Consider the following 22971-nt stretch of genomic DNA (forward strand, 5'->3'; position numbering starts at 1 on the left):
GTCCCTCTGAAATATGTGCTCTGACACCTTGTCATCTCTGACATTGGCTATCTAACCAAGTATATACCTTAGTGTGCGTTAATTATAGCGTAAGGAAGGAGAGAGCCCTGATAACTTGAAGTGCAGTGGCTAAAAACGTTATCATGCATGCAACAAAAAATATCCTTAGAGGTCTGAACAATGCCATCATTTGATATTGTGTCTGAAGTTGAAATGAATGAAGTGCGTAACGCGGTAGAGAATGCGCAGCGCGAGCTTACGAGCCGCTGGGACTTTAAAAATGTTGAAGCAAGCTTTGAACTTAACGATAAAAATGAATCAGTAAAAATCACCAGTGAATCGGATTTCCAAGTCCTCCAACTGGTCGATATTTTAAGGGAAAAAATGGCGAAGCGTGGTATTGATGGCGCAGTGCTAAATGTCCCTGACGATATTGTTCATAGTGGGAAAACTTATAGCGTTGAAGTGACGTTCAAACAAGGCATCGATGCGGCTATTGCTAAAAAAATCATTAAGTTAATCAAAGACAGCAAACTGAAAGTCCAAGCGCAAATTCAGGGTGACCAAGTGCGAGTGACAGGTAAAGCACGCGATGATTTACAGTCGGTTATGGCACTAGTGCGTGGCGGGAATTTAGGCCAGCCTTTCCAATTTAATAACTTCCGTGATTAATTACGACGAGTAAGTTATCAATAAAAATAGGCCTACAATTTTGCAGGCCTATTTTTTATTGCTGAATAATCGCTTCCAGTTGCTCGCGATTAATGATTTTTCGATCAACTTTAACGTAGGCACTTAATTCCTTGTCGACAACTAAAGCTTCCATAACCCCATTTTGAGCTCGTAGCTTTTGTTCTAGGGCGCGAGTATTTTTTAAGTGTGTGGGCAATTCGATACGAATACTACTGACGTATGGCGGTTGTTTCATGGTTAGACTAACGACAAACCAAAGGATTGTCAGGATCAAACCACCAATAAAGACAGTATTTGCCCCTTCAAAATTATATAACCATCCACCGACAATCCCCCCAAGTGCGACACCTAAAAATTGGCTGGTGGAATAAACCCCCATCGCGGTTCCTTTATAGCCTGCGGGTGCTTCCTTACTAATCAATGATGGCAAAATGGCTTCCATAATATTGAAGCCAATAAAAAAGATCTGTAAGCCAAGGATGATGATCCATAACTGGCTACCTGAGAACCACAATGTGATTTCTGCAACTGCCAATAGTGCGATGCAGACCAGGAAGACTTGCTTCATTTTACGATATTTTTCTGCGTAGATTATAAAAGGCAAAACAGTCACAAAGGAAATTAGCATTGTGACCAAATAGGCTTTCCAGTGATCTTGGGCGAGAAAGCCTGCTTTTGTCATAATCAGTGGCAGAGCAACAAAGCTCGACATTAGCAATGTATGTAGGCACAAAATACCGATATTTAATTTTAATAATTGAGGCTGAGCTAAAACGGTTTTTAAATTGCCTTTCACAAAGGCAGATTCACGGTTCAAAACATGGGTGTTGGTGTTTGGTACAACAAAAATGGTGAGTACAATCGCGCCAACGGCAAGTAGGGCTATCCCCCAAAATAAACCATTTAGCCCAATTAGATGGGTAATGATAGGCCCTAAAACAAGCGCAATCGCAAAAGTTAACCCAAAGCTTATCCCTAGAAATGCCATTGCTTTGGTGCGATTTTGTTCGCGGGTTAAATCAGATAGTAACGCCATGACAGCTGCTGAAATCGCACCAGCGCCTTGCAATGCGCGGCCAATAATAATACCCCAAATTGAGTTACTGAGCGCTGCAATAATACTCCCAATAATAAAAATGATTAAGCCAATAACAATGAGTGGCTTACGACCGATTTTGTCTGACATCAAGCCAAAAGGGATCTGAAAAAGTGCTTGGCTAAGGCCATAAATACCAATGGCAATGCCCACTAAAAATTCATTTGCCCCTTGTAAGTGCATTCCATAGCTGGTCAAAATGGGTAAAACCATAAACATACCAAGCATTCGCAAGGAGAACACAGAACCTAATCCCCACGTGGATCTGAGCTCTGCTGATGTCATTTTGTTATCGTTCATTTTTATTCTTCATATTTCGAGCTGTAGCGGTATTGGCTTCTCTTAGCTAGCTAGGTCTCACATATTAGTAATTCAAACTATTTTAGATAGTGTCTAATTACATTAAAAATATGTTGAAATATCAGCTTATTAGCCATTTTTAATAGTGCATTTTATATCTAGCTTATAATAGCAAGGGGCTATTTAACCATAAAATAGATTCATAAGGATAGGCAGAATGCGTAAAAGTGAGTTGTAAAAGCCATCAGAGACAAATAAAAACGGCGGGGAAAGCCCGCCGTTTAGACATTGTTATCATCAGAGAGCAGATAGGTTATCTGACGAGAGCTATAACAGTATCGGTTGAAACGGTAGGATCAACAGACATCATTACACTCAATGCAGTAATTGCTACGATTGAGAAAATGAATAGTTTTCTTGCCCAGACTCGGTCGTCGTTCTCGGTTTTGAAACCTGAAATCGCCATACCCAGCCACCACAAGCTAACTGCTGCACCCACGACCAAATACTTATAGCCCGCGTATCCGCTGATAGCTAACATTAACGTTGCAACCATAAACGCAAGGATGTACAGGAAAATATGTGTCTTAGCGACAGAAATTCCTTTAATCACCGGTAACACGGGAATGTTCGCGGCTTTGTAATCCTTAAAGCGGAAAATGGCAATGGCATACGAGTGAGGCATCTGCCACAAACTGAAAATTAATAACAGGATTAGAGCCCCTGCATCAAATTCATTGGTGACAGCGCAGTAACCGATAACGGGTGGTGCTGCGCCAGACAAGCTGCCAATTAGCGTGCCATAGACTGACTTACGTTTCATATACAGGCTATAAATGCCTACATAAACAATGAAACCGATGACTGCAAGTAGCATTGCCAAGGCATTGGCTGCTACGAGTAGCAGCACCATACCAGCAATACCTAATGCAGCGGCGTAAATCAGGCTAACTTTCGGGTCAATCAGCCCTTTAACTAAAGGGCGATTCTTAGTTCTTTCCATGATACGGTCGATATCACGGTCGATGTAGTTGTTGAAAACACAACCAGAAGCCACGACCAGTGATACACCCAGCAAAGTCGCAACGAACAGCGGGTAATCAATTGACCCTTTTGAGGCCAAAAGAAAACCGCCGATCACAGAAATCAAGTTTCCGAATATAATTCCTGGTTTGGTCACTTGCAGGTATTGCTTAAACATATCGGCAACTCTTTAGTCGAGCATCATATTGATGTTCAGGTTGTACATAATCCACAGCGAGCCGACAACAACGATGCCGACAATAAGCATGGTGAACAGAAATGCAACCAAGTTCCAACGCTCATCAGATGAGGTATTCATATGTAAGAAACATACTAAGTGAACGAAGATTTGCACGACTGCCATACCGACAACAGTCCAAAGGATTGTTGACGTCGTCGCTGTGCCTTCCATCACCATCCAGAACGGGATAACCGTTAGGATAACTGACAGAATAAAGCCAATCAGGTATGTCTTAACGCTACCGTGGCTTGCTCCAGTGTGAGCATCTTTTGCATGACTCATTTAAATAGCCCCCAGAAGATAAACAACGGTAAATACACAGATCCAAACCACGTCTAAGAAGTGCCAGAACAGGCTCAGGCAGTTCAAACGTGTTTTGTTAACGTCAGTCAAACCACGACGAGTGACTTGAATCATCATGATAACAATCCAAATCAGACCCGCAGAAACGTGCAGACCGTGCGTTGCAACCAGTGCAAAGAAACCAGATAAGAAACCACTACGGTCAGGGCCAAAGCCTTCAGCGATCAGTTCGTGGAACTCATAGACTTCCATGATAACGAAGCCAAGGCCTAACAGGAATGTCGCGAACAGCCATAAGTTAACTGCACCGATTTTTCCTTTATGCATCGCAATCATAGCGAAGCCGTAAGTAATACTACTTACTAACAGTAAGAAGGTTTCGCCTAATACGAACTTCAGACTGAAGATATCTTTACCAGCGGGACCGCCAGCAGTTCCATCGGCCAAAACAACATAGGTTGCAAACAAACAAGCAAACAGGATCAAGTCGCTCATGATATAGAGCCAGAAACCGAATACTTTAGTGCCACCTGCATCGTGGTGCCCATGCTCAGCATGGGCGATATTTTGGTTAGTCATTGTATTAGTTGACATCGTTCACACCTGCCTTACGTAATTCTTCAAAGTGCTTATTCTCGATTTCTTCGATTTCAGCCACAGGTACGTAGTAATCAACATCTTCGTCGAAGCTTTTTGCAATCCAAGTTACGATCATTCCACCGAAACCAATGATTGCCATCCACCAGATGTGCCAGATCATTGCGAAACCTAAAACTAAGCTAAATGCTGCGATGATAACGCCAGCGCCAGTATTTTTCGGCATATGAATTTCTTCATATGAAGTTGGTTTCTTATGAGCAAGACCTTTTTCTTTCAAATCCCACCAAGCATCACGAGTTTGAACGTGTGGTTCAATCGCAAAGTTATAGAATGGTGGTGGTGAAGAAGTTGCCCACTCAAGAGTACGTCCACCCCATGGATCTCCCGTTAAATCACGGTTTTCATGGCGGTCACGAATACTCACAATGATTTGGATAACTTGGCATGCAATACCGATAGCGATTAACGCAGCACCGCCTGCAGCAACAACCAACATTGTGTGGTAGGTCGGGTCAATATTCTGGCTTAAACGACGAGTCATCCCCATAAAGCCCAGAATGTATAACGGCATGAATGCTAAGAAGAAACCGATGATCCAGAACCAGAATGCACGGACACCCCATTTTTCATTCAGTGTAAAGCCGTAAGCTTTCGGGAACCAGTAAGTCATACCCGCGAAGCATCCGAACACCACACCACCGATGATAACGTTATGGAAGTGAGCAATCAGGAATAGACTGTTGTGCAGAACAAAGTTTGCACCTGGTACAGCTAACAGAACACCTGTCATACCACCCACAGAGAAGGTGATAATGAAACCAATAGTCCACAGCATTGGTGATTTAAACTCAATGCGACCTTGGTACATAGTAAACAGCCAGTTGAAGATCTTAACCCCTGTTGGGATTGCGATAATCATGGTGGCGATACCGAAGAAGGCGTTTACGTTCGCACCTGAACCCATCGTAAAGAAGTGGTGCAGCCATACGATGAAGGACATAACGGTGATAACGATTGTTGCCCAAACTAATGAGGTATAACCGAATAAACGTTTTTTCGAGAAGGTTGCTGCAACTTCAGAGAATACACCGAACACTGGTAGAACAAGGATATACACCTCAGGGTGACCCCATGCCCAAATCAGGTTGATGTACATCATCATGTTGCCACCCATATCGTTAGTGAAGAAATGGGTACCTAAATAACGGTCTAACGTCAGAAGCGTCAGAGTGACGGTTAAGATAGGGAAAGCAGCAACAATCAATACGTTAGTACATAACGCAGCCCAGCTGAATACAGGCATTTTCATCATCGACATACCCGGAGTACGCATACGGATAATCGTGGCGATGAAGTTAACCCCTGTTAATAACGTACCAATACCCGATATCTGGAGACTCCAGAGCCAGTAATCGACCCCGACCCCTGGGTTGTACTCCAAGCCTGATAATGGCGGATAAGCTAACCAACCTGTTTGTGCGAATTCACCTACCCCTAAAGAGATGTTGATTAAGACAACACCAACTACAAAGAACCAGAAGCTCAATGAGTTAAGGAATGGGAAGGCAACGTCGCGCGCACCAATTTGCAGAGGTACAACGAGGTTCATCAAACCGACAACAAATGGAGTTGCCATGAAGAAAATCATGATAACGCCGTGTGCGGTAAAGATTTGGTCATAGTGATGAGGGTTTAAAAAGCCCTCTTGCCCAGCAGAAGCAAGCACTTGCTGACCACGCATCATGATGGCATCCGCAAAACCACGGAACAACATAACCATCGCTACAATGATGTACATGACACCAATTTTTTTATGGTCAACCGAGGTTAACCACTCTTTCCACAGCCATTTCCATTTACCGAAATAGGAGATCACACCGACTAAGCCAAGCCCACCAAGGACAATAGCAATCAGTGTGACAACGATGATCGGCTCGTGGAGCGGAACTGCATCTAGTGTTAATTTTCCGAACATGCCCTTATTCCTCAGCGCCTGCTGCATGAGCATTATGGCTCATATGCATAGAATGACCTGTAGATTCTTCTTTGGTTTCTACAGGAGCGTGACCTTTATGGTGCTCATGACCAAACTTCAGAACGATATCGTTATAAAGGTTAGGTTTCACGCTAGAGAAGTAGGTAACAGGAACATTTGTGCTTGGCTTAGCGACTTCGTCGAATGCCTGCATTGTATCCATTGTCTTAGGAGACGCTTTTACCTTTTGTACCCACTCATCAAAGCCTTGGCGGTCAGGGGTTGCAATCGCATTGAACTTCATATCAGAGAAGCCATGGCCACTGTAGCTTGCAGAGAAGCCTTTATAGGTGCCTGGTTCATTGGCGATTAAGTGAAGTTTAGTTTGCATACCTGCCATCGCGTAGATTTGGCCACCTAAAGATGGAATGAAGAACGAGTTCATCACCGAATCAGACGTGATTTTGAAGTTAACTGGCACACCAGTAGGGAATGCGATTTCGTTAACTGTAGCAATACCTTGCTCTGGATAGATAAAGATCCATTTCCAGTCAGCTGAAATAACTTCGATTGTGACAGGTTCCTGATCACTCACTAATGGCTGATACGGGTCCAGCTCATGTGTCGTCTTCCAAGTGATAGCACCCAGAATGATGATAATGATGATAGGAACAGTCCAGCAGACTAACTCAATTTTATTTGAGTGAGCCCAGTTTGGACGGTATGTAGCAGACGTGTTGGATTCACGATATTTTCTGGCGAAGATAATCGTCATAAAAATAACGGGAATAACAACAAGCAGCATTAAGCCAATTGCAATAAGAATTAGCTCTTTTTGTTTTACGCCTACGGCGCCTTTTGGATCCATCAACACCATGTCGCAACCACCTAATAATAAGGTTGCTACAACGAGTGAGATTGCTCCGATACTTTTTTTGTAGTTCATAAGTCTCATCCACGACCCCAAATGACAAGATTCTAATTGTCGTTTCATCAGTGCGGGCATTTTACGGTAAGGTTATGCGAGTGTAAATGATTGTAAGGCAAAGAAACGGAATTGTTAGCTCTTTATGTTAATATGATCACATGTAAAGAACTTATAAAGAAAAAGTTAAAATTGATACGGATTATAAGTATATATTGATAAAAGCCCTTTAATACTAAATTATCTTAGTAATTTTTCAAAGAAAAATATATACAAAAGAAGTGAAAAAATGACAAAACTGATATGAATCATAAGCAATATGGTAAGGGAAATTACGTTTTTTATTGCCGATAAAGCTATTTAAGTCGCTTTATCGGCAAAATAGTTTAGAAAAATTATTACTATTTTGATTTAAAAAGAAAATTAATAAATCGCCATACAATTTTCAATAACGCATTAGAACGTATACTTTAATGTATAAATGATTGCGTCTTGATAAAATGTATCGCCTAATTTATTGTCAGCATAGCGATATTGCACACCCGCAGCTAAATGTGGCGTCGCATTCCACCAAAAAGCCATAGCACCATTAATGCCATTTCGCTTTCCTCCGTTGTAGCGTTTATTGCGTGCAAATTCCATTTCGTGCCAGTTGGTTATCATGAAGTTTTCTTCAAACGCGCTGAAATTATAACCCGCTACCCACCCAGCGGTATAACCGTTGTTACCAGAATAGAATGTTTGATCAGTATAGTTTAGGGCGATAAAAGGCTTAAACCACAAGTCACCAAAAGCGGTGTTGTAACCGATACCATATAATGTATTCACATCATGGAAATTCCCGCCATATTTTGTTCCTGGCAATGACCATGTACCGTAAACGTGACCGTACAGATTAAAACCAGTATCACCTAAATAAAAACGGCCTGTTGTTTTGATGGTGTAGCGTTTATTACGTCCTGAATCGGTATGCTGTGTATGGAGAGGGTTTTCCACATCAAAGAAACCGTAGAGTTCACCCCAATTAAAATTAGCTCCACCTTCTAATTCAACATAAGCAAAATCTTTTTTACGAGTCGTTTTCTCCGTTTTGGTCTCAGTACGGTGAGACCAGTCTAAATAGTTAATGTTGATATCAGCAAAACCATTTTGATAGCCTAAAAGATCATCAGAATATGCCGTACCTGCCACAGAAGCTAAGGCGGCAATATAAAGGAGTTTTTTCATAATAGATTATTTTCGTTAATTAATTAATGGGGTTGAGTAGTGCACTATTCGTTAACGTGTTATCTAACTAGTCTCTAACATGTGATATATTAGGCTTTAAAATTGCAATTAAGAAATATTTTTCATTGGATGAGTGATCATAATCACGATCATAAAGTGATTTTGAGGTGTTTTGTGATTAAGGGCTATTTTATTTGAATGATCAGATTCCCTAAACTAATAAGTTAGTCTTAGGGAATCAATTAAATAGATAAGTAAATGTGAGAGAAAAAAGAATTATTGTTTGACAGTTTTACGCACAGCGAGGAAATCTAAACTCCCCCCAATAATTAAACTGATGGCACCAATGCTAATCCCAGCATTAAACAAAATATTTTGGTAACTAGGGATAGCCAGCCAAAATTCAATTTGCGTGGTGAATAGGTAAACTTTCATTCCACTAAAAGAAAATGCCAATAGAGAAAGTAGCCAAATCGCAAGGCAAGTTACTGCAGCAAGTAGGGCATAAACAGCGAAACGATAGCCATTTGCGTATAGCTCACGGCGCTGGAACAGCCCTGTAGCCTGGGTATATAGCAAAGAACTGCGACAGGCTAATAACAATAAGATCCCTGGAACGGCAACGCCAATGGAGATCAAATAAAAAAGTGGCCAGCCATAGTTACTGACGAAAATACTGGCGACTGGGCCAATATATACCCGTCCTACCGCAGAAAGGGCAGAGAGGAGTGCAAACTGCGTTGCGGATAAGGATTTATTACACAGCGTCATTAGCAGTGCAACAAATGCTGCGGTACCCATCCCTGAAAAAATATTCTCAAGGAAAATAATGGAGCCCATCGTCATGATATGAGGCGGGGTGACAGCGAGGAACCAATAACCAATGTTCGACCCACCTTGGAGCAAGCCAAAAAGAAACAGAGCCTTAAACAAGCTCATGTTTTTCATTAAGTAACCACCTAATAATGCACCAATGATAGTAGCAGCCATTCCGACTGTTTTATTCACTGTACCGACTTCACTAAGGCTAAAGCCCAGCGCATTGAGTAAAAAGTTAGTATTGAGCGCCATAACAAAAGCATCGCCCAATTTATAAAACACTAATAATAATAAGACGAGCCATGCGTTGTTACGGCTAAAAAACTCAGCTAGAGGTTCATAGATGGCTTTTTTTAACGAGGTAGGCGGGACGCTATTTTCTTCGGGCTCTTTGGCTAGCAAAGTCGCAATAACACCGATGACCATTAACCCTGCCATGACAAGGTAAAGCTGTTTCCATGTAAGGAACTTATCGGCGAGCCAAAGGGCTAACCCACCAGAAACTAACATGCTGATTCGATAGCCCATCACTGAGGTTGCAGCACCAATTCCGCGTTCTTCTGCGCTTAGCAAGTCAGTCTTATAAGCATCAAATACAATATCTTGGGATGCAGAACAAAAAGCGACTGTAACGGCTAATGCGGCGAGATACCATAAATGCTCAGAAGGGTTCATGAATCCCATTGCGGCAATACTAATAATAAGAAGAATTTGTGTGGTTAACAGCCAGCCTCTACGACGCCCCAAAAAAGGCGGTGTATAACGGTCCATCATAGGAGACCATAAAAACTTCAAAACATAAGCTTGCCCGACTAAGGAAAAGAAACCAATTGTTTTGATATCAACGTTTTCAACCGTTAACCAAGCTTGCAATGTCCCTGCAGTCAGCGCTAAAGGTAAGCCAGAAACGAAGCCTAAAAGGATTAAAGTAATATTATTCGGTAGTGTGAAACGAGGCATTGTTCCCTCTAAGCCTAAGGTGATTTTGCTGCAATACATAGCGCTGCAGAGGTATTGACCGCGCAAAGCTATCCAAGTGTTAACTTGGATAGCTTAATACGAAATGATGGTATTCGCTCGTTTAATAGCGTGAATTTTGTCTGATAAAATCGGTAATTTCTTGATCGGATGCCATGTCGGCAATTAAATCAGCTAATGCACTATTAATTGCAGCTTCAATTTTTGCATTATTCGCCGCTAACAATTCTTGTGTATTAAAATTACGGGTGAATGAGCGCGTTTTTGTTGAGCCATTTGGTGCAGTTGCTGTGATGCTTACACTTGAATTAACAGTAATATTATGACGTAGACTACCTTCAGCAACTTTAGTGTCCAATTTGTTCAATTGAACGACTAAATTAACATTGGCGGGTGAAGTGACCATAAAGCCACGAGCAGCCATCTGTTTTTCAACGGCTTCTTGCATCAAATAGCGGGGATCACGGGATGGATTAAGCACCACTAGGCTACCATTACGATTGACTTCCGCTAATGATTTATTGGTACGGTTGTCTACGCTGCTAACGCTAATTGAGGTTGCATTCAGCGTCGGATTTTTAGCGGGTAACGCTATTTTGGGTTCGAGCGAGAGTGTATTGCTGCTAGTTGCACATCCAGCAAGTAGAAACAACGCAAAAAGTGGAAAACACAGTTTTCTTAACATAATTTTTTCCAGTTCATCTTTCCTAATTGAAAATGTTTCGTTATGGTGCGGGTAGCCGCCACTCGATATAAAGTCGAGTGGCCAAATTATCCTGAACTATTAGACAACAGTTTTTGAAAAAATTCGCACTAATGTGTCGATATCATAACATTGCCAAGTCATGATCGGATATTTCTATAATAAGAAGATAGCAATAATCAAGATGTGCAATATAGTTTACTGAACTTATCAATACTAGAGCGGGTCGCTATTAAGGAGTATTTTATGGTCGCCAATGCATCACAAAGTATGCAGTCTCGTGTGAGCCAAAAATTACAAGATGCTTTTGAACCAAGTCACTTGAATGTCATTAATGAAAGCCATCAACATAATGTATTACCTGGCTCGGAAAGTCATTTCAAAGTCATCTTAGTCACTGATAAATTTGAAAATAAACGAATGCTTGGCCGTCACCGTGAAATTTATGCTATTTTAGCCGATGAATTAGCGGGGGGCATCCATGCTCTTGCTCTGCATACCTATACACCAAAAGAATGGGATGAATTGGCAGATACCGCGTTAAAATCGCCAGCTTGTCGTGGTGTAGGTGGCGTTAGTCGTTAATTTGTGTAGCCAATTGGCCTTTACTTGGGACGATTGGAATTATCCATCAAACCTAAAAGGAGTCTGATGGGTATTTTTTCTTCAATTTTCGTGAGGAAATAAAAATTTTAGTCAGAAAAGTCACAAATAAAGAGGAAAAATCGCTTCTTTTATCTGCTTTTCTCGACTCAGGGCGCTGTCATCGGTATAATGCTGCGTCTAATTTTCAGTAAGGTTTCGGGACGCTTCTGATATCAGGGATTGACCGTTACGTAAGTAACGCCCCCGGTTCTGGAAGGGAGAAGGCCATTAATTGCTTAATGGCATAACTCTGGAGTAGACCGATCACTAAGATTTATTTTGAGGTAAGAAGATGCAAGTTTCTGTTGAAACGACTCAAGGCCTTGGGCGTCGTGTAACAATCACCGTTCCTGCCACTGATATTGAAAAAGCAGTAAATAGCGAGCTGGTTAGCGTTGCTAAGAAAGTACGTGTTGATGGTTTCCGTAAAGGGAAAGTACCAATGAACATCGTTAAACAACGTTATGGTGCGTCTGTTATGCAAGACGTTCTGGGCGATGTGATGCAACGTAACTTCATCAATGCAATCATCGAAAACAAAATCAACCCAGCTGGTGCGCCTAGCTACAAGCCAGAGCAACTGGAAGATGGTAAAGATTTTGTTTACGCAGTTGAGTTTGAAGTTTACCCAGAAATCGAATTAACCGGTTTAGACACTATCGAAGTTGAAAAACCAGCGGTTTCTGTTAAAGACGAAGACCTGGAAAACATGTTAGATACTCTGCGTAAACAACAAGCAGAGTGGAAAGAAGTTGACGAGGCAGCAGCAGCTGATTCACGCATCACTATCAACTTCACAGGCTCTATCGACGGTGAAGAGTTCGAAGGCGGTAAAGCAGAAGATTTCGCACTGGTTATGGGCGAAGGCCGCATGATCCCTGGCTTTGAAGACGGCGTTGTTGGCCACAAAGCTGGCGAAGAGTTCGATATCGAAGTTAACTTCCCAGAAGATTACCACGCTGAAAACCTGAAAGGTAAAGCAGCGAAATTCGCTATCGTTCTGAAGAAAGTAGAACAACGTGAACTGCCAGAATTTACTGAAGAATTCATCAAGCGTTTCGGTATCGCTGATGGTACTTTAGACGGTCTGCGTGCAGAAGTTCGTAAAAACATGGAACGTGAGCTGAAAAATGCGGTGCGTAACCGTGTTAAAGCACAAGTTCTTGATGGTTTGATCAAAGCGAACGACATCGAAGTTCCAGCAGCAGTGGTTGATGGTGAAATCGATGTTCTGCGTCGTCAAGCGGCACAACGTTTTGGTGGCAACGAACAACAAGCGATGGAATTACCACGTGAACTGTTCGAAGAACAAGCAAAACGCCGTGTTGTTATCGGTCTGCTGTTAGGCGAAGTGATCAACAAAAACGAACTGAAAGCTGACGAAGATCGTGTTAAAGCGCTGATCGAAGAAATGGCATCTGCATACGAAGATCCTGCTGAAGTTATCGAATACTACAGCAAAAACGAAGAGCTGATGAACAGCGTTCGTAACTTAGCATTAGAAGAACAAGCGGTTGAAACTGTTCTGGCTGTTGCTAAAGTCACTGAAAAAGAAACTAATTTCACTGAGCTGATGAACCAAGTTCAAGCTGGTTAATTTATTTCTTGTTGTACAAAATAAAAACCCGCGGTGTCTTACTGCGGGTTTTTTTGCAATTAAAGCTTTTGAATAACAACTTTTTTGTGAATTAAGATAGGGTAACCTTGAAAATCACATTTAAACCCTAATTATATCCCTAATACTTCATCTAGCATGTATTCAGTTTTGCTTGCGATTTGAACTATTTTGTAGAGCAAATATCAAAAGAGAGACGAATTCCACCAAAAGAGTTATTTCGTCATTTTTGAAAATCAATTATGGTTTTCTAATGGGATAATACCGTGTAAGTAAACAGACTTGTGTTAAACTTATTGAAAGAGCGTCTTATTGACTTCAGCACAGTTTACTGCACTTTCTTCTTATTTCACCCGTAATCAGTCCAATATAGGCTAAAATAGAGAAATAAGAGGATCGTGAAAGTTTGCAAAAAAAGGTATTTTTAAACATGTTGTTTTGCAACACTCCCTTTGCTCAAGATGATGGTTAGCAGATAGCAAATTAGGCGCAAGCACCAGAAAGTTTTTAATAGGAGATTTCGATGTCACATTTTGGCGGTCAGGAACAATTAGCATCCCAAATGGCTCTTGTGCCAATGGTCATTGAGCAAACCTCTCGAGGTGAGCGCTCATATGATATTTATTCACGTCTATTAAAAGAACGTATCATCTTCCTGACGGGTCAAGTGGAAGACCATATGGCGAACTTAATCGTCGCTCAAATGTTATTCCTTGAAGCAGAAAACCCTGAAAAAGATATCCAACTGTACATCAACTCACCAGGTGGTGTGATTACGGCAGGTATGTCTATCTATGATACCATGCAATTTATTAAGCCAGATGTTAGTACTATTTGTATGGGGCAAGCGTGCTCTATGGGCGCATTTTTGTTGACTGCTGGCACAAAAGGTAAGCGTTTTTGCTTGCCAAATTCGCGTGTAATGATCCACCAACCGCTAGGTGGCTATCAAGGCCAAGCAACGGATATTGAAATCCATGCACAAGAAATTTTAAAAGTGAAAACTCGTATGAATGAACTCATGGCTCACCACACGGGTAAGTCCATTGAAGAAATCAGCCGTGACACTGAGCGTGACCGTTTCTTGTCAGCTAATGAAGCGAAAGAGTACGGTTTAGTCGACCAAATTTATAGTAGCCGCTAATTGGTTAACTTTTGGTATAATTAATTCATACCATAAACTATTTTAAGAAAATCGTTGCTGTGTTTCCTGTTTTAATCAAACAAAAACAAGGCAATATGGATAAAAGTGAGGTCAACTGATGACAGAGAAACGCAAAGAGGGAACGGGTAAACTGCTTTACTGTTCTTTCTGCGGAAAAAGTCAGCACGAAGTACGTAAGCTGATTGCCGGTCCGTCAGTCTATATCTGTGATGAATGCGTAGACTTATGTCTTGATATCATCCGTGAAGAAATTAAAGAACTTGCGCCACACCGTGAGCGCAGTGAACTACCTACGCCACATGAAATTAGGCAACACCTTGATGATTACGTCATCGGTCAAGAAAAAGCGAAAAAAGTCTTGGCGGTTGCGGTTTATAACCATTACAAGCGCTTGCGTAATGGCGACAAAACCAGTGATGGTGTCGAATTAGGCAAAAGTAATATCTTGTTAATTGGTCCAACGGGGAGTGGTAAAACGCTGCTGGCTGAGACCTTAGCACGTTATTTGGATGTGCCATTTACTATGGCCGATGCCACGACATTAACCGAAGCAGGTTATGTGGGTGAAGACGTCGAAAATATTATCCAAAAATTACTGCAAAAATGTGACTATGACGTAGAAAAAGCGCAGCGTGGTATCGTGTATATCGATGAAATTGATAAAATTTCTCGTAAATCTGATAACCCATCCATTACCCGCGATGTTTCGGGTGAAGGTGTGCAGCAAGCACTTTTGAAACTTATCGAGGGTACCGTTGCGGCTGTTCCTCCACAAGGTGGGCGTAAGCATCCACAACAAGAGTTTTTACAGGTAGATACCTCGAAGATTCTGTTTATTTGTGGTGGCGCATTTGCTGGTTTAGATAAAGTGATTGGTCAGCGTTTAAATACCCGTTCAGGTATTGGGTTCGCGGCAGAAGTAAAAGGCGAGTCAGACAAAGCAACAGAAGGTGAATTATTAACACAAGCTGAGCCAGAAGATTTAATTAAATTCGGTTTAATTCCGGAGTTTATTGGTCGTCTGCCAGTGGTTGCTACGTTGACTGAGCTGAGCGAAGAAGCGCTAATTCAAATTTTACAAGAGCCGAAAAATGCATTAACTAAACAGTACCAAGCGCTGTTTAGTCTTGAGGGAACTGAACTTGAGTTTCGAGAAGAAGCGTTAAAAGCTATTGCGAAAAAAGCGATGGCACGTAAAACGGGTGCCCGTGGCTTGCGTTCAATTGTTGAAGCTGCTCTGTTAAATACCATGTATGACCTTCCTTCTATGACGGATGTCGAAAAAGTCGTCGTTGATGAAAATGTCATTAACGAACAATCAGAACCTTTGTTGATCTACAGCAAGCCAGATGCTCAAGCTTCAGGTGATAACTAATCTTTAAGAAAGCGTTCAATAAATAATCAAACAAAATGAGGGATATCCCTCATTTTGTTTTTTATGTTTAACTACCCATTGAATGCTAAAATCTTGTCCCCATATAGTTTATATTCTGAGGTGTGGTTTCCTTGTTTTTGAGAATATTTTTCAAGCGAGAGACAGAAACCCTTAAACTAGCGTGAGCTAAACGAAGAGAGAGCTTTATGAATCCAGAGCGTTCCGAACGCATTGAAATACCAGTATTGCCTCTGCGTGATGTAGTGGTATACCCACATATGGTGATCCCACTGTTTGTTGGACGTGAAAAATCCATTCACAGTCTGGAAGCAGCGATGGATCATGACAAACAAGTGATGCTGGTTGCGCAAAAAGAAGCCTCGACTGATGAGCCAGGGGTGAACGATTTATTTGCTGTTGGTACAGTTGCATCCGTTATTCAGATGCTAAAACTGCCAGACGGCACAGTGAAAGTCTTAGTTGAAGGCTTAAGACGTGCGCGTATTACTAGCTTGACGGATAACGGCGAGTATTTCCTCGCGCAAGCTGAGTATTTAGCATCTGAACAAGATAAACACGCTGAAGGTGCCGTTTACGACGAAACCACAGCGGGCACTCCAGCATCAATTCTTGATGAAAAAGAAAATGAAGTGCTGTATCGCACCATTGTGAGCCAGTTTGAAAGCTATATTAAGCTCAACAAAAAAATTCCACCAGAAGTGCTGACTGCATTGCACTCGATAGAGCAAGACCAGCTTGATAAACTTGCAGACACTATTGCATCCCACATGCCGCTAAAATTAGCGGATAAACAGCGCGTTCTTGAAATGGCAAATATTGCTGAACGTGTTGAGTTCCTGATGGCGATGATGGAGTCAGAAACAGAATTACTGCAAGTCGAAAAACGCATCCGTAATCGCGTTAAAAAGCAGATGGAAAAAAGTCAGCGCGAGTACTATCTGAATGAGCAAATGAAAGCTATTCAGAAAGAACTGGGTGAAATGGATGACGCGCCAGATGAATATGAATCGCTAAAACGTAAAATCGAAGAAGCGAAAATGCCAAAAGAGGCACAAGAAAAAGCAGAAGCAGAATTGCAGAAGCTGAAAATGATGTCTCCAATGTCTGCAGAGGCCACGGTTGTCCGTAGTTATATCGACTGGATGGTGCAAGTACCATGGCATGCGCGTAGCAAAGTCAAAAAAGACTTAGTTAAAGCACAAGAAGTGTTGGATACCGATCATTATGGCCTTGAGCGTGTTAAAGACCGTATTTTAGAGTATCTGGCAGTACAAAGCCGTGTCAGTAAAATCAAAGGGCCAATTCTTTGCTTGGTAGGGCCTCCAGGGGTTGGTAAAACCTCTTTGGGTCAATCTATTGCGAAGGCAACGGGTCGCCAATACACCCGCATGGCGTTAGGTGGTGTGCGTGACGAAGCAGAAATCCGTGGTCACCGTCGTACCTATATTGGTTCAATGCCAGGTAAACTTATCCAGAAAATGGCAAAAGTTGGTGTGAAAAACCCACTGTTCCTACTGGATGAAATAGACAAAATGTCTTCAGACATGCGCGGAGACCCTGCATCAGCATTATTAGAAGTGCTTGATCCAGAACAAAATATCGCGTTTAACGACCACTATTTAGAAGTGGATTACGACTTGTCTGACGTTATGTTTGTTGCAACGTCAAACTCGATGAATATCCCTGCGCCACTACTGGATCGTATGGAAGTGATTCGCCTTTCAGGTTATACCGAAGACGAAAAACTGAATATTGCTAAAAAACATTTATTATCGAAACAAATTGAACGTAATGCCTTGAAAAAAGGCGAATTAACGATCGATGATAGCGCATTAATGAGCATTATTCGTTACTATACGCGTGAAGCGGGTGTGCGTGGTTTAGAGCGCGAAATTTCGAAATTGTGTCGTAAAGCCGTTAAAGCATTATTAATGGATAAAAAACTCAAACACATCGAAATCAACGCAGATAATTTAAAAGATTATCTGGGGGTTCGTCGCTTCGACTACGGCCAAGCAGATACTGAAAACCGTGTCGGCCAGGTGACTGGTTTAGCGTGGACTGAAGTGGGTGGGGACTTACTTACCATTGAAACTGCGTGTGTACCAGGTAAAGGCAAGTTGACTTATACAGGTTCTTTAGGTGAAGTAATGCAAGAGTCGATCCAGACGGCCTTAACCGTGGTGAGAGCTCGTGCTGAAAAACTGGGTATTAACAGCGATTTCTATGAGAAACGCGATATCCACGTTCACGTTCCTGAAGGTGCAACACCAAAAGATGGCCCAAGCGCAGGTATTGCGATGTCAACAGCCTTGGTTTCTTGTTTAACAGGTAACCCAGTTCGTGCTGACGTGGCAATGACGGGAGAAATCACATTAAGAGGGTTAGTTTTCCCAATTGGTGGGTTAAAGGAAAAATTATTAGCTGCACACCGTGGCGGAATAAAAACCGTATTAATCCCTAAAGAAAACGAACGTGACTTAGAAGAAATTCCTCAAAATGTGATCGCTGATTTAGAAATTCACCCAGTGAAAACCATTGAAGAAGTTCTTTCTTTAGCTTTAGTTAACCCGCCTTTCGGGGTTGAGGTTGTTAAAAAGAAAGCGAAAAGAGTGAGCTGAATCAAGAAGTTTGCATAAAACTAAGGCTGACAGCTAATTTAGGGCTTGTCAGCCTTTTTTTTCATCGTTAATTTAGCGATGATTCTGATAATTGTTTGTATGCAATCTGTTCTCTTGCCATTGGTAATCAGGATTGATATAACGGCTAAATCATTAATTAGCTGTACGAATAGAAGCTAGCTGCTATAGTTAATTTGATGGTTTATAGTCCAACTAATAATGGGGATGATAAGAGTGAATAAAGCTCAACTGATTGATCAAATCGCTTCTGATGCGAATATTTCTAAAGCTGCTGCAGGTCGCGTTGTTGACGCGTTCGTTGCTACTGTAACGAGTTCTTTGAGTAAAGGAGACGATGTTGCTTTAGTTGGCTTTGGTAATTTCACTGTTCGTGAGCGTGCTGCACGTACAGGCCGTAACCCACAAACGGGCAAAGAGATTAAAATCGCTGCGGCGAAAGTTCCAGCTTTCCGTCCAGGCAAGGGTCTTAAAGACGCTGTTAATAGCTAATTAAGTATTTTAGTTTGTCTTTCTTGCATTTTTGCAAAAACTCAAACTGACGGAATGCCTTTAATCAGCTAATATATAAGCGCACCATGGAAATGGTGCGCTTTTTTTTCTTTCTGAGTTAAGATTAGCGTATTATTAAGAAATTGAATTCAACAAAGCGGAGTTAAGCCTTTTTATGATGGAAAATCTACGCACGAAGGCCAACAGTCCTTTTATTAAAATTTTGCTAGGGCTCATTATGCTGTCATTCGTGCTGACAGGCGTTATGATGGGCGGCTTAGGTGGCAATAGTGCCAACAAAGCAGCAGAAGTTAATGGGCAGCCAATTAGCAAGGAACAGTTACAGCAGGCTTTTCAGCAGGAACGCCAATCATTACAAGAATACTTGGGAGATAAATTCTCTGAAGTGGCGAGTAATGAAGAAAGCATGAATTTGCTGCGTCGCCAAGCGCTTGATAATTTGATTAACAATGAATTGATTAATCAATATGCTAATGAACTGAATCTCTCAGCAAGCGATCAACAGATTGAGCAATCCATTTTCTCTATGCCAATCTTCCAAACTGATGGTCGGTTTGATAGCGACAAATATCGCGAAATCTTAAGTCGTTATAACATCAATGCGGATAGTTTTGCGGCACAAATTCGCCAAGATTTAACACGTGCTCAGCTAGGGAAATCTTTTACTGGGACGGACTTCGCTTTACCATCAGAAGTTAAAGCATATGCTGAATTATTTATGCAAGAGCGTGAAATTCGCACTGCAACTTTGTCCTTAGCTGATGTGCAAGCGAAACAAACGATATCTGAAGAAGAGTTGAAAGCATACTACGATGCGAATCAAAATAGTTTTATTTCACCGGAAAAAGTGAAAGTCAGCTATGTTGAAATGGACGCAGCATCTATGCCAGAAGCCACGGTTTCTGATGAAGAAGTGAAAACGTATTATGAGCAAAACCTGAAAAATTACACTCAGGCAGAGCAAAAACAATACAGCATGATCCAAGTAGCTTCAGAAAAAGAAGCGAACGACATCATCAATGAAATCAAAGCAGGTGCAGATTTTGCAACGCTAGCGGCTGAAAAATCAACGGATAAATTCAGTGCGGGTAACAAAGGCCTGATTGGTTGGATGGAGGCCGCTTCAACGCCGAGCGAAATTATCACTGCAAACTTAACAGAAAAAGGCCAACTTTCGGCACCAGTTAAAGCGCAGGATAACTACGTTGTTTTCCGTTTAGATGATATTAAGCCTGAGTCAACAAAACCGTTTGAACAAGTTTCTGAAACCATCAAAGTTAGCTTGCTGCAAGATAAAAACATCAAGCAGTTCTATGACTTACAACAAAAAGTCAGTGAGGCTGCCACAAGCGATATGGAATCATTAGTTTCAGTTGAATCTGTTTCTGGCTTGAAAATGGTGACAACAGATTGGTTTGATCGTAACAATCCACCTGCGGCGTTAAATTTCCCTAAAGTTATCAATGAAGTCTTTAGCGACCGTCTAGTTGATAAAAATGGCTCTAAAGGGATTAACTCTGACGTAATTAACGTTGAAGGTGACCGTGCATTTGTTGTTCGTGTGACTGAGTACAAACCAGAAAGCACAGAGCCGTTTGAAACAGTTAAACCTGCGATTGAAACATTAGTTAAGCGCCAGAAAGCCGATGCAGAACTAAAAGCAACCGCAGACAAGCTACTTGCTGACTTGAAAGCTGGTAAAGGCGAAGAAGCGTTAAGTACAGCGGGCGTTAAATTTACTGGCGTGCAAACTGTTTCGCGTTTAATGCCACAAACCGCGACGATTAACACAGCAATGGACATGGCTCAACCTGTTGATGGTAAGCCTGCCTACTCTATTGCACGTGATGAATCTGACAACTATGTTGTTATTCAGTTGGATAAAGTGACTTTAGGCCAGCCAACGGAAGACGAGCTGAAACAGTTATCCCGTGAATACCAAGGTGTGATGAGCTCTGCTGTGAATGAAGCGTTGATGCTTAATTTACGTGAAAATGCGAAAATTGAAGTTCTGAATCTTGAATAATTGCGAGTAGCTTCGCAATTTAAGTTGTAAGCATATTATTAAAAGGCCACCTTTGGGTGGCCTTTCGCATTTTTATTTTTCGCAAAATGCTGAGATGATTTTTTTCTGGCACTGTGATGTCTCTACATACATAGGAGAAACATCATGTCATGGAAAACAATTGTTAAACGTAGTTTAGCGACAGCATTATGCTTAGCATTATTGGGGGGCTTTTCATCTTTAACATGGGCGAAAAAAAACACAGCAGAGAAAAACGCAATAACACACTCTCAGCCAACTGAATCTACAGAAAGCGTAAAAGCTATTGATATCAACCAATCAAATAAAGTGAGTATTAATAACGCAACGGCAGAAGAGCTGGCTCAAAAATTGAATGGTATTGGCAAACAAAAAGCAAAAGCTATTGTCGAGTACCGGGAAAAATACGGTGCGTTTAATACCATAGAAAATATTTTGGAAGTCCAAGGAATTGGCCCTGCGTTTTTAGAAAAAAATAAGAATAAACTCATGCTTTGATGTCATGGCTCCTCATTCGAATGATTGGGGAGCTACTTATGATATGGCTATTTATTAATCTGATTTACTGTTTTATGGTAAATAATTTGAGAGCTAAGTCTTATTCGTGATATTTATTCAGCATATTTTCCGTACATTTGTTATTTTTATGTTATCGGAATATAAACTGGTCGGAGTAGTTATGACAACAAAGATTAAAGTTCATGGTTATCATATTGATGTATTCCAGCACGTAAACAATGCACGCTATTTAGAGTTCTACGAGGCAGACCGCTGGGAGTGGATGAATAAGCGCAACTTTATCAGTTGGGCAATACAAAGCAATTTAACCATGGCTGCCGTGAATATCAATGTGAACTATATTCAGGGGGTATTGCTGGGGGATGAACTCACTGTTGTGACACGGATGGATAAAATCGGTTCTAAAAGCGCGGTGTGCTATCAACAAATTATTCGTAATAAAGCAGGGCAATCAGAAGTCGTCTCTGATGCTTATGTCACTTTCGTATTTATTGATAACCTCACTAATAAAGCGATTATGATTGATGAAGAGCTGCGTGAGAAGCTGGAGTCATTTAATGCGGTTATTGATGATTTTATTAGTTAATTAAATGAAAGCCTACCTGATCTTGATTATCAGGTAGGTAAACTTGCTTACTGCATTATTTAGCTTGTAGTTGTTTTAATGACTGTATTACAGCTTCTTTTTGGTTTAAGTATTCGTTTAAGCCATTGCTTCTTAAATGGCAGGCTGCACATTCACCGCAGCCATCGCCTTGAATACCATTATAGCAAGTTAGCGTTTGTTCTTTGATGGTGTTAAGGTGACCGTAACTATCAGCTAACGCCCAAGTTTGGGCTTTGTTTAGCCACATAAGGGGCGTTTCGAAGCGAATATCCTTTGCTAAACCAAGAGTGACGGCGTGATTAAGCGCTTTAACAAATTCATCACGGCAATCGGGGTAACCTGAAAAATCGGTTTCGCATACGCCAGTAATCACTGCTTCTGCTTGGACCTGATAAGCGTAGATTGCTGCTAGGGTCAGAAATAAGATATTGCGCCCAGGTACGAAGGTACTCGGTAATCCACTCGCCTCGCTTTTTTCAAAATCAGGGACAGGGATGTTGTTTCGCGTCAAACTACTCACGGCTAATTCATTGAGTAATGTGACATCTAAAACTTTATGGGCTGTTGCGCCTAATGATGCACTTAATTTCAGCGCAACTTCAATTTCTTGACGATGTCGTTGTCCATAATCGAAAGTGACACAATGCACCTCATCATAATTTTCTAAGGCTTGGATCAGACAAGTTGTTGAGTCTTGCCCACCACTAAAGACGACAACCGCGCGTTTCATAGTCACTCCTTGGTGATAATTCATGTAATTCAAGAAAATGAGGTTTTAGTTTTCCATGTTAGCGAGGTGATAACATAATTAACAGTTTTATTTTTATAGGTTTAGTCTATTTGATGTGCTATTTATCCTATTATTCTTTAATTTGTATAAAATTATTCTATAATAAAGCGAATTGGTGACGCTATTATTTTTTTTGAATGATGATGTTTTGCATA

Annotated in this window: 20 protein-coding genes; 10 read left to right on the forward strand and 10 right to left on the reverse strand. The window is 41.3% G+C overall.

Going from position 1 to position 22971, the window contains the following annotated elements:
- Positions 1-180: 180 nt before the first annotated feature.
- Positions 181-672, forward strand: a complete 492-nt coding sequence (locus M1F05_RS03585; RefSeq protein ID WP_042846924.1) for a YajQ family cyclic di-GMP-binding protein — start codon at positions 181-183, stop codon at positions 670-672.
- A 55-nt stretch (positions 673-727) separates the two neighbouring features.
- Here M1F05_RS03585 and M1F05_RS03590 read toward each other — a convergent pair whose 3' ends face one another.
- The 9 genes from M1F05_RS03590 to M1F05_RS03630 all read right to left on the reverse strand — a co-directional run bounded on the left by M1F05_RS03590 (position 728) and on the right by M1F05_RS03630 (position 10865).
- Positions 728-2089, reverse strand: coding sequence for an MFS transporter (locus M1F05_RS03590; protein ID WP_206084591.1), 1362 nt, complete (start codon positions 2087-2089; stop codon positions 728-730).
- A 313-nt stretch (positions 2090-2402) separates the two neighbouring features.
- Complete coding sequence (cyoE, locus tag M1F05_RS03595; RefSeq protein WP_206084592.1) at positions 2403-3290, reverse strand: heme o synthase; 888 nt, start codon at positions 3288-3290, stop codon at positions 2403-2405.
- Between the two features lie 12 nt (positions 3291-3302).
- A complete protein-coding gene (locus M1F05_RS03600; protein ID WP_206084593.1) occupies positions 3303-3635 on the reverse strand; it encodes a cytochrome o ubiquinol oxidase subunit IV in 333 nt (110 codons plus the stop codon).
- A complete protein-coding gene (locus M1F05_RS03605; RefSeq protein WP_206084594.1) occupies positions 3636-4250 on the reverse strand; it encodes a cytochrome o ubiquinol oxidase subunit III in 615 nt (204 codons plus the stop codon).
- Complete coding sequence (cyoB, locus tag M1F05_RS03610) at positions 4240-6231, reverse strand: cytochrome o ubiquinol oxidase subunit I (protein ID WP_206084595.1); 1992 nt, start codon at positions 6229-6231, stop codon at positions 4240-4242. The genes M1F05_RS03605 and cyoB overlap by 11 nt, the downstream gene beginning before the upstream one ends.
- 4 nt (positions 6232-6235) lie before the next feature.
- Positions 6236-7186, reverse strand: coding sequence for a cytochrome o ubiquinol oxidase subunit II (gene cyoA, locus M1F05_RS03615; RefSeq protein ID WP_206084596.1), 951 nt, complete (start codon positions 7184-7186; stop codon positions 6236-6238).
- A 426-nt stretch (positions 7187-7612) separates the two neighbouring features.
- Entirely contained in the window at positions 7613-8383 is a 771-nt protein-coding gene (locus M1F05_RS03620; RefSeq protein ID WP_206084597.1) for an outer membrane protein OmpK, read from the reverse strand.
- A 276-nt stretch (positions 8384-8659) separates the two neighbouring features.
- Positions 8660-10162, reverse strand: a complete 1503-nt coding sequence (locus M1F05_RS03625) for an AmpG family muropeptide MFS transporter (RefSeq protein WP_206084598.1) — start codon at positions 10160-10162, stop codon at positions 8660-8662.
- A 121-nt stretch (positions 10163-10283) separates the two neighbouring features.
- Positions 10284-10865, reverse strand: coding sequence for a YajG family lipoprotein (locus M1F05_RS03630; RefSeq protein ID WP_206084599.1), 582 nt, complete (start codon positions 10863-10865; stop codon positions 10284-10286).
- Between the two features lie 264 nt (positions 10866-11129).
- Between M1F05_RS03630 and bolA the strand changes: the two genes are divergently transcribed.
- From bolA to M1F05_RS03675, 9 genes are all read left to right on the forward strand, one after another.
- Positions 11130-11468, forward strand: a complete 339-nt coding sequence (gene bolA, locus M1F05_RS03635; protein WP_206084600.1) for a transcriptional regulator BolA — start codon at positions 11130-11132, stop codon at positions 11466-11468.
- A gap of 352 nt (positions 11469-11820) precedes the next feature.
- Positions 11821-13125: a trigger factor gene (gene tig, locus M1F05_RS03640; protein ID WP_206084601.1), complete on the forward strand. Its 1305-nt coding sequence runs from the start codon at positions 11821-11823 to the stop codon at positions 13123-13125.
- Between the two features lie 541 nt (positions 13126-13666).
- A complete protein-coding gene (gene clpP, locus M1F05_RS03645; protein WP_206084602.1) occupies positions 13667-14287 on the forward strand; it encodes an ATP-dependent Clp endopeptidase proteolytic subunit ClpP in 621 nt (206 codons plus the stop codon).
- A 118-nt stretch (positions 14288-14405) separates the two neighbouring features.
- On the forward strand, positions 14406-15683 hold the full coding sequence (gene clpX / locus M1F05_RS03650) for an ATP-dependent protease ATP-binding subunit ClpX (protein WP_206084603.1): 1278 nt from the start codon (positions 14406-14408) through the stop codon (positions 15681-15683).
- 206 nt (positions 15684-15889) lie between these two features.
- Positions 15890-18325: an endopeptidase La gene (lon, locus tag M1F05_RS03655; protein ID WP_206084604.1), complete on the forward strand. Its 2436-nt coding sequence runs from the start codon at positions 15890-15892 to the stop codon at positions 18323-18325.
- Between the two features lie 234 nt (positions 18326-18559).
- Positions 18560-18835: a nucleoid-associated protein HU-beta gene (hupB, locus tag M1F05_RS03660; RefSeq protein ID WP_206084605.1), complete on the forward strand. Its 276-nt coding sequence runs from the start codon at positions 18560-18562 to the stop codon at positions 18833-18835.
- Between the two features lie 175 nt (positions 18836-19010).
- Positions 19011-20882, forward strand: coding sequence for a peptidylprolyl isomerase (ppiD, locus tag M1F05_RS03665; RefSeq protein WP_206084606.1), 1872 nt, complete (start codon positions 19011-19013; stop codon positions 20880-20882).
- 144 nt (positions 20883-21026) lie between these two features.
- Positions 21027-21398: a ComEA family DNA-binding protein gene (locus M1F05_RS03670; protein WP_206084607.1), complete on the forward strand. Its 372-nt coding sequence runs from the start codon at positions 21027-21029 to the stop codon at positions 21396-21398.
- Between the two features lie 181 nt (positions 21399-21579).
- The gene (locus tag M1F05_RS03675; protein WP_206084608.1) at positions 21580-22005 is read left to right on the forward strand and encodes an acyl-CoA thioesterase; all 426 of its coding nucleotides are present in this window, start codon (positions 21580-21582) and stop codon (positions 22003-22005) included.
- 55 nt (positions 22006-22060) lie between these two features.
- Here the strand turns inward: M1F05_RS03675 and queC are convergent, their stop codons facing one another.
- Positions 22061-22756: a 7-cyano-7-deazaguanine synthase QueC gene (queC, locus tag M1F05_RS03680; RefSeq protein ID WP_206084609.1), complete on the reverse strand. Its 696-nt coding sequence runs from the start codon at positions 22754-22756 to the stop codon at positions 22061-22063.
- Positions 22757-22971 lie beyond the last annotated feature (215 nt).

It is taken from the genome of Providencia sp. PROV252 (genome assembly GCF_033676005.1).
Classification (GTDB): Bacteria; Pseudomonadota; Gammaproteobacteria; order Enterobacterales; family Enterobacteriaceae; genus Providencia; species Providencia vermicola.

Coding starts and splice junctions, on each gene's coding strand:
- M1F05_RS03585 (WP_042846924.1), top strand. CDS start 181: ATGCCATCATTTGATATTGTGTCTGAAGTTGAAATGAATGAAGTGCGT.
- M1F05_RS03590 (WP_206084591.1), bottom strand. CDS start 2,089: ATGAACGATAACAAAATGACATCAGCAGAGCTCAGATCCACGTGGGGA.
- cyoE (WP_206084592.1), bottom strand. CDS start 3,290: ATGTTTAAGCAATACCTGCAAGTGACCAAACCAGGAATTATATTCGGA.
- M1F05_RS03600 (WP_206084593.1), bottom strand. CDS start 3,635: ATGAGTCATGCAAAAGATGCTCACACTGGAGCAAGCCACGGTAGCGTT.
- M1F05_RS03605 (WP_206084594.1), bottom strand. CDS start 4,250: ATGTCAACTAATACAATGACTAACCAAAATATCGCCCATGCTGAGCAT.
- cyoB (WP_206084595.1), bottom strand. CDS start 6,231: ATGTTCGGAAAATTAACACTAGATGCAGTTCCGCTCCACGAGCCGATC.
- cyoA (WP_206084596.1), bottom strand. CDS start 7,186: ATGAGACTTATGAACTACAAAAAAAGTATCGGAGCAATCTCACTCGTT.
- M1F05_RS03620 (WP_206084597.1), bottom strand. CDS start 8,383: ATGAAAAAACTCCTTTATATTGCCGCCTTAGCTTCTGTGGCAGGTACG.
- M1F05_RS03625 (WP_206084598.1), bottom strand. CDS start 10,162: ATGCCTCGTTTCACACTACCGAATAATATTACTTTAATCCTTTTAGGC.
- M1F05_RS03630 (WP_206084599.1), bottom strand. CDS start 10,865: ATGTTAAGAAAACTGTGTTTTCCACTTTTTGCGTTGTTTCTACTTGCT.
- bolA (WP_206084600.1), top strand. CDS start 11,130: ATGGTCGCCAATGCATCACAAAGTATGCAGTCTCGTGTGAGCCAAAAA.
- tig (WP_206084601.1), top strand. CDS start 11,821: ATGCAAGTTTCTGTTGAAACGACTCAAGGCCTTGGGCGTCGTGTAACA.
- clpP (WP_206084602.1), top strand. CDS start 13,667: ATGTCACATTTTGGCGGTCAGGAACAATTAGCATCCCAAATGGCTCTT.
- clpX (WP_206084603.1), top strand. CDS start 14,406: ATGACAGAGAAACGCAAAGAGGGAACGGGTAAACTGCTTTACTGTTCT.
- lon (WP_206084604.1), top strand. CDS start 15,890: ATGAATCCAGAGCGTTCCGAACGCATTGAAATACCAGTATTGCCTCTG.
- ppiD (WP_206084606.1), top strand. CDS start 19,011: ATGATGGAAAATCTACGCACGAAGGCCAACAGTCCTTTTATTAAAATT.
- M1F05_RS03670 (WP_206084607.1), top strand. CDS start 21,027: ATGTCATGGAAAACAATTGTTAAACGTAGTTTAGCGACAGCATTATGC.
- M1F05_RS03675 (WP_206084608.1), top strand. CDS start 21,580: ATGACAACAAAGATTAAAGTTCATGGTTATCATATTGATGTATTCCAG.
- queC (WP_206084609.1), bottom strand. CDS start 22,756: ATGAAACGCGCGGTTGTCGTCTTTAGTGGTGGGCAAGACTCAACAACT.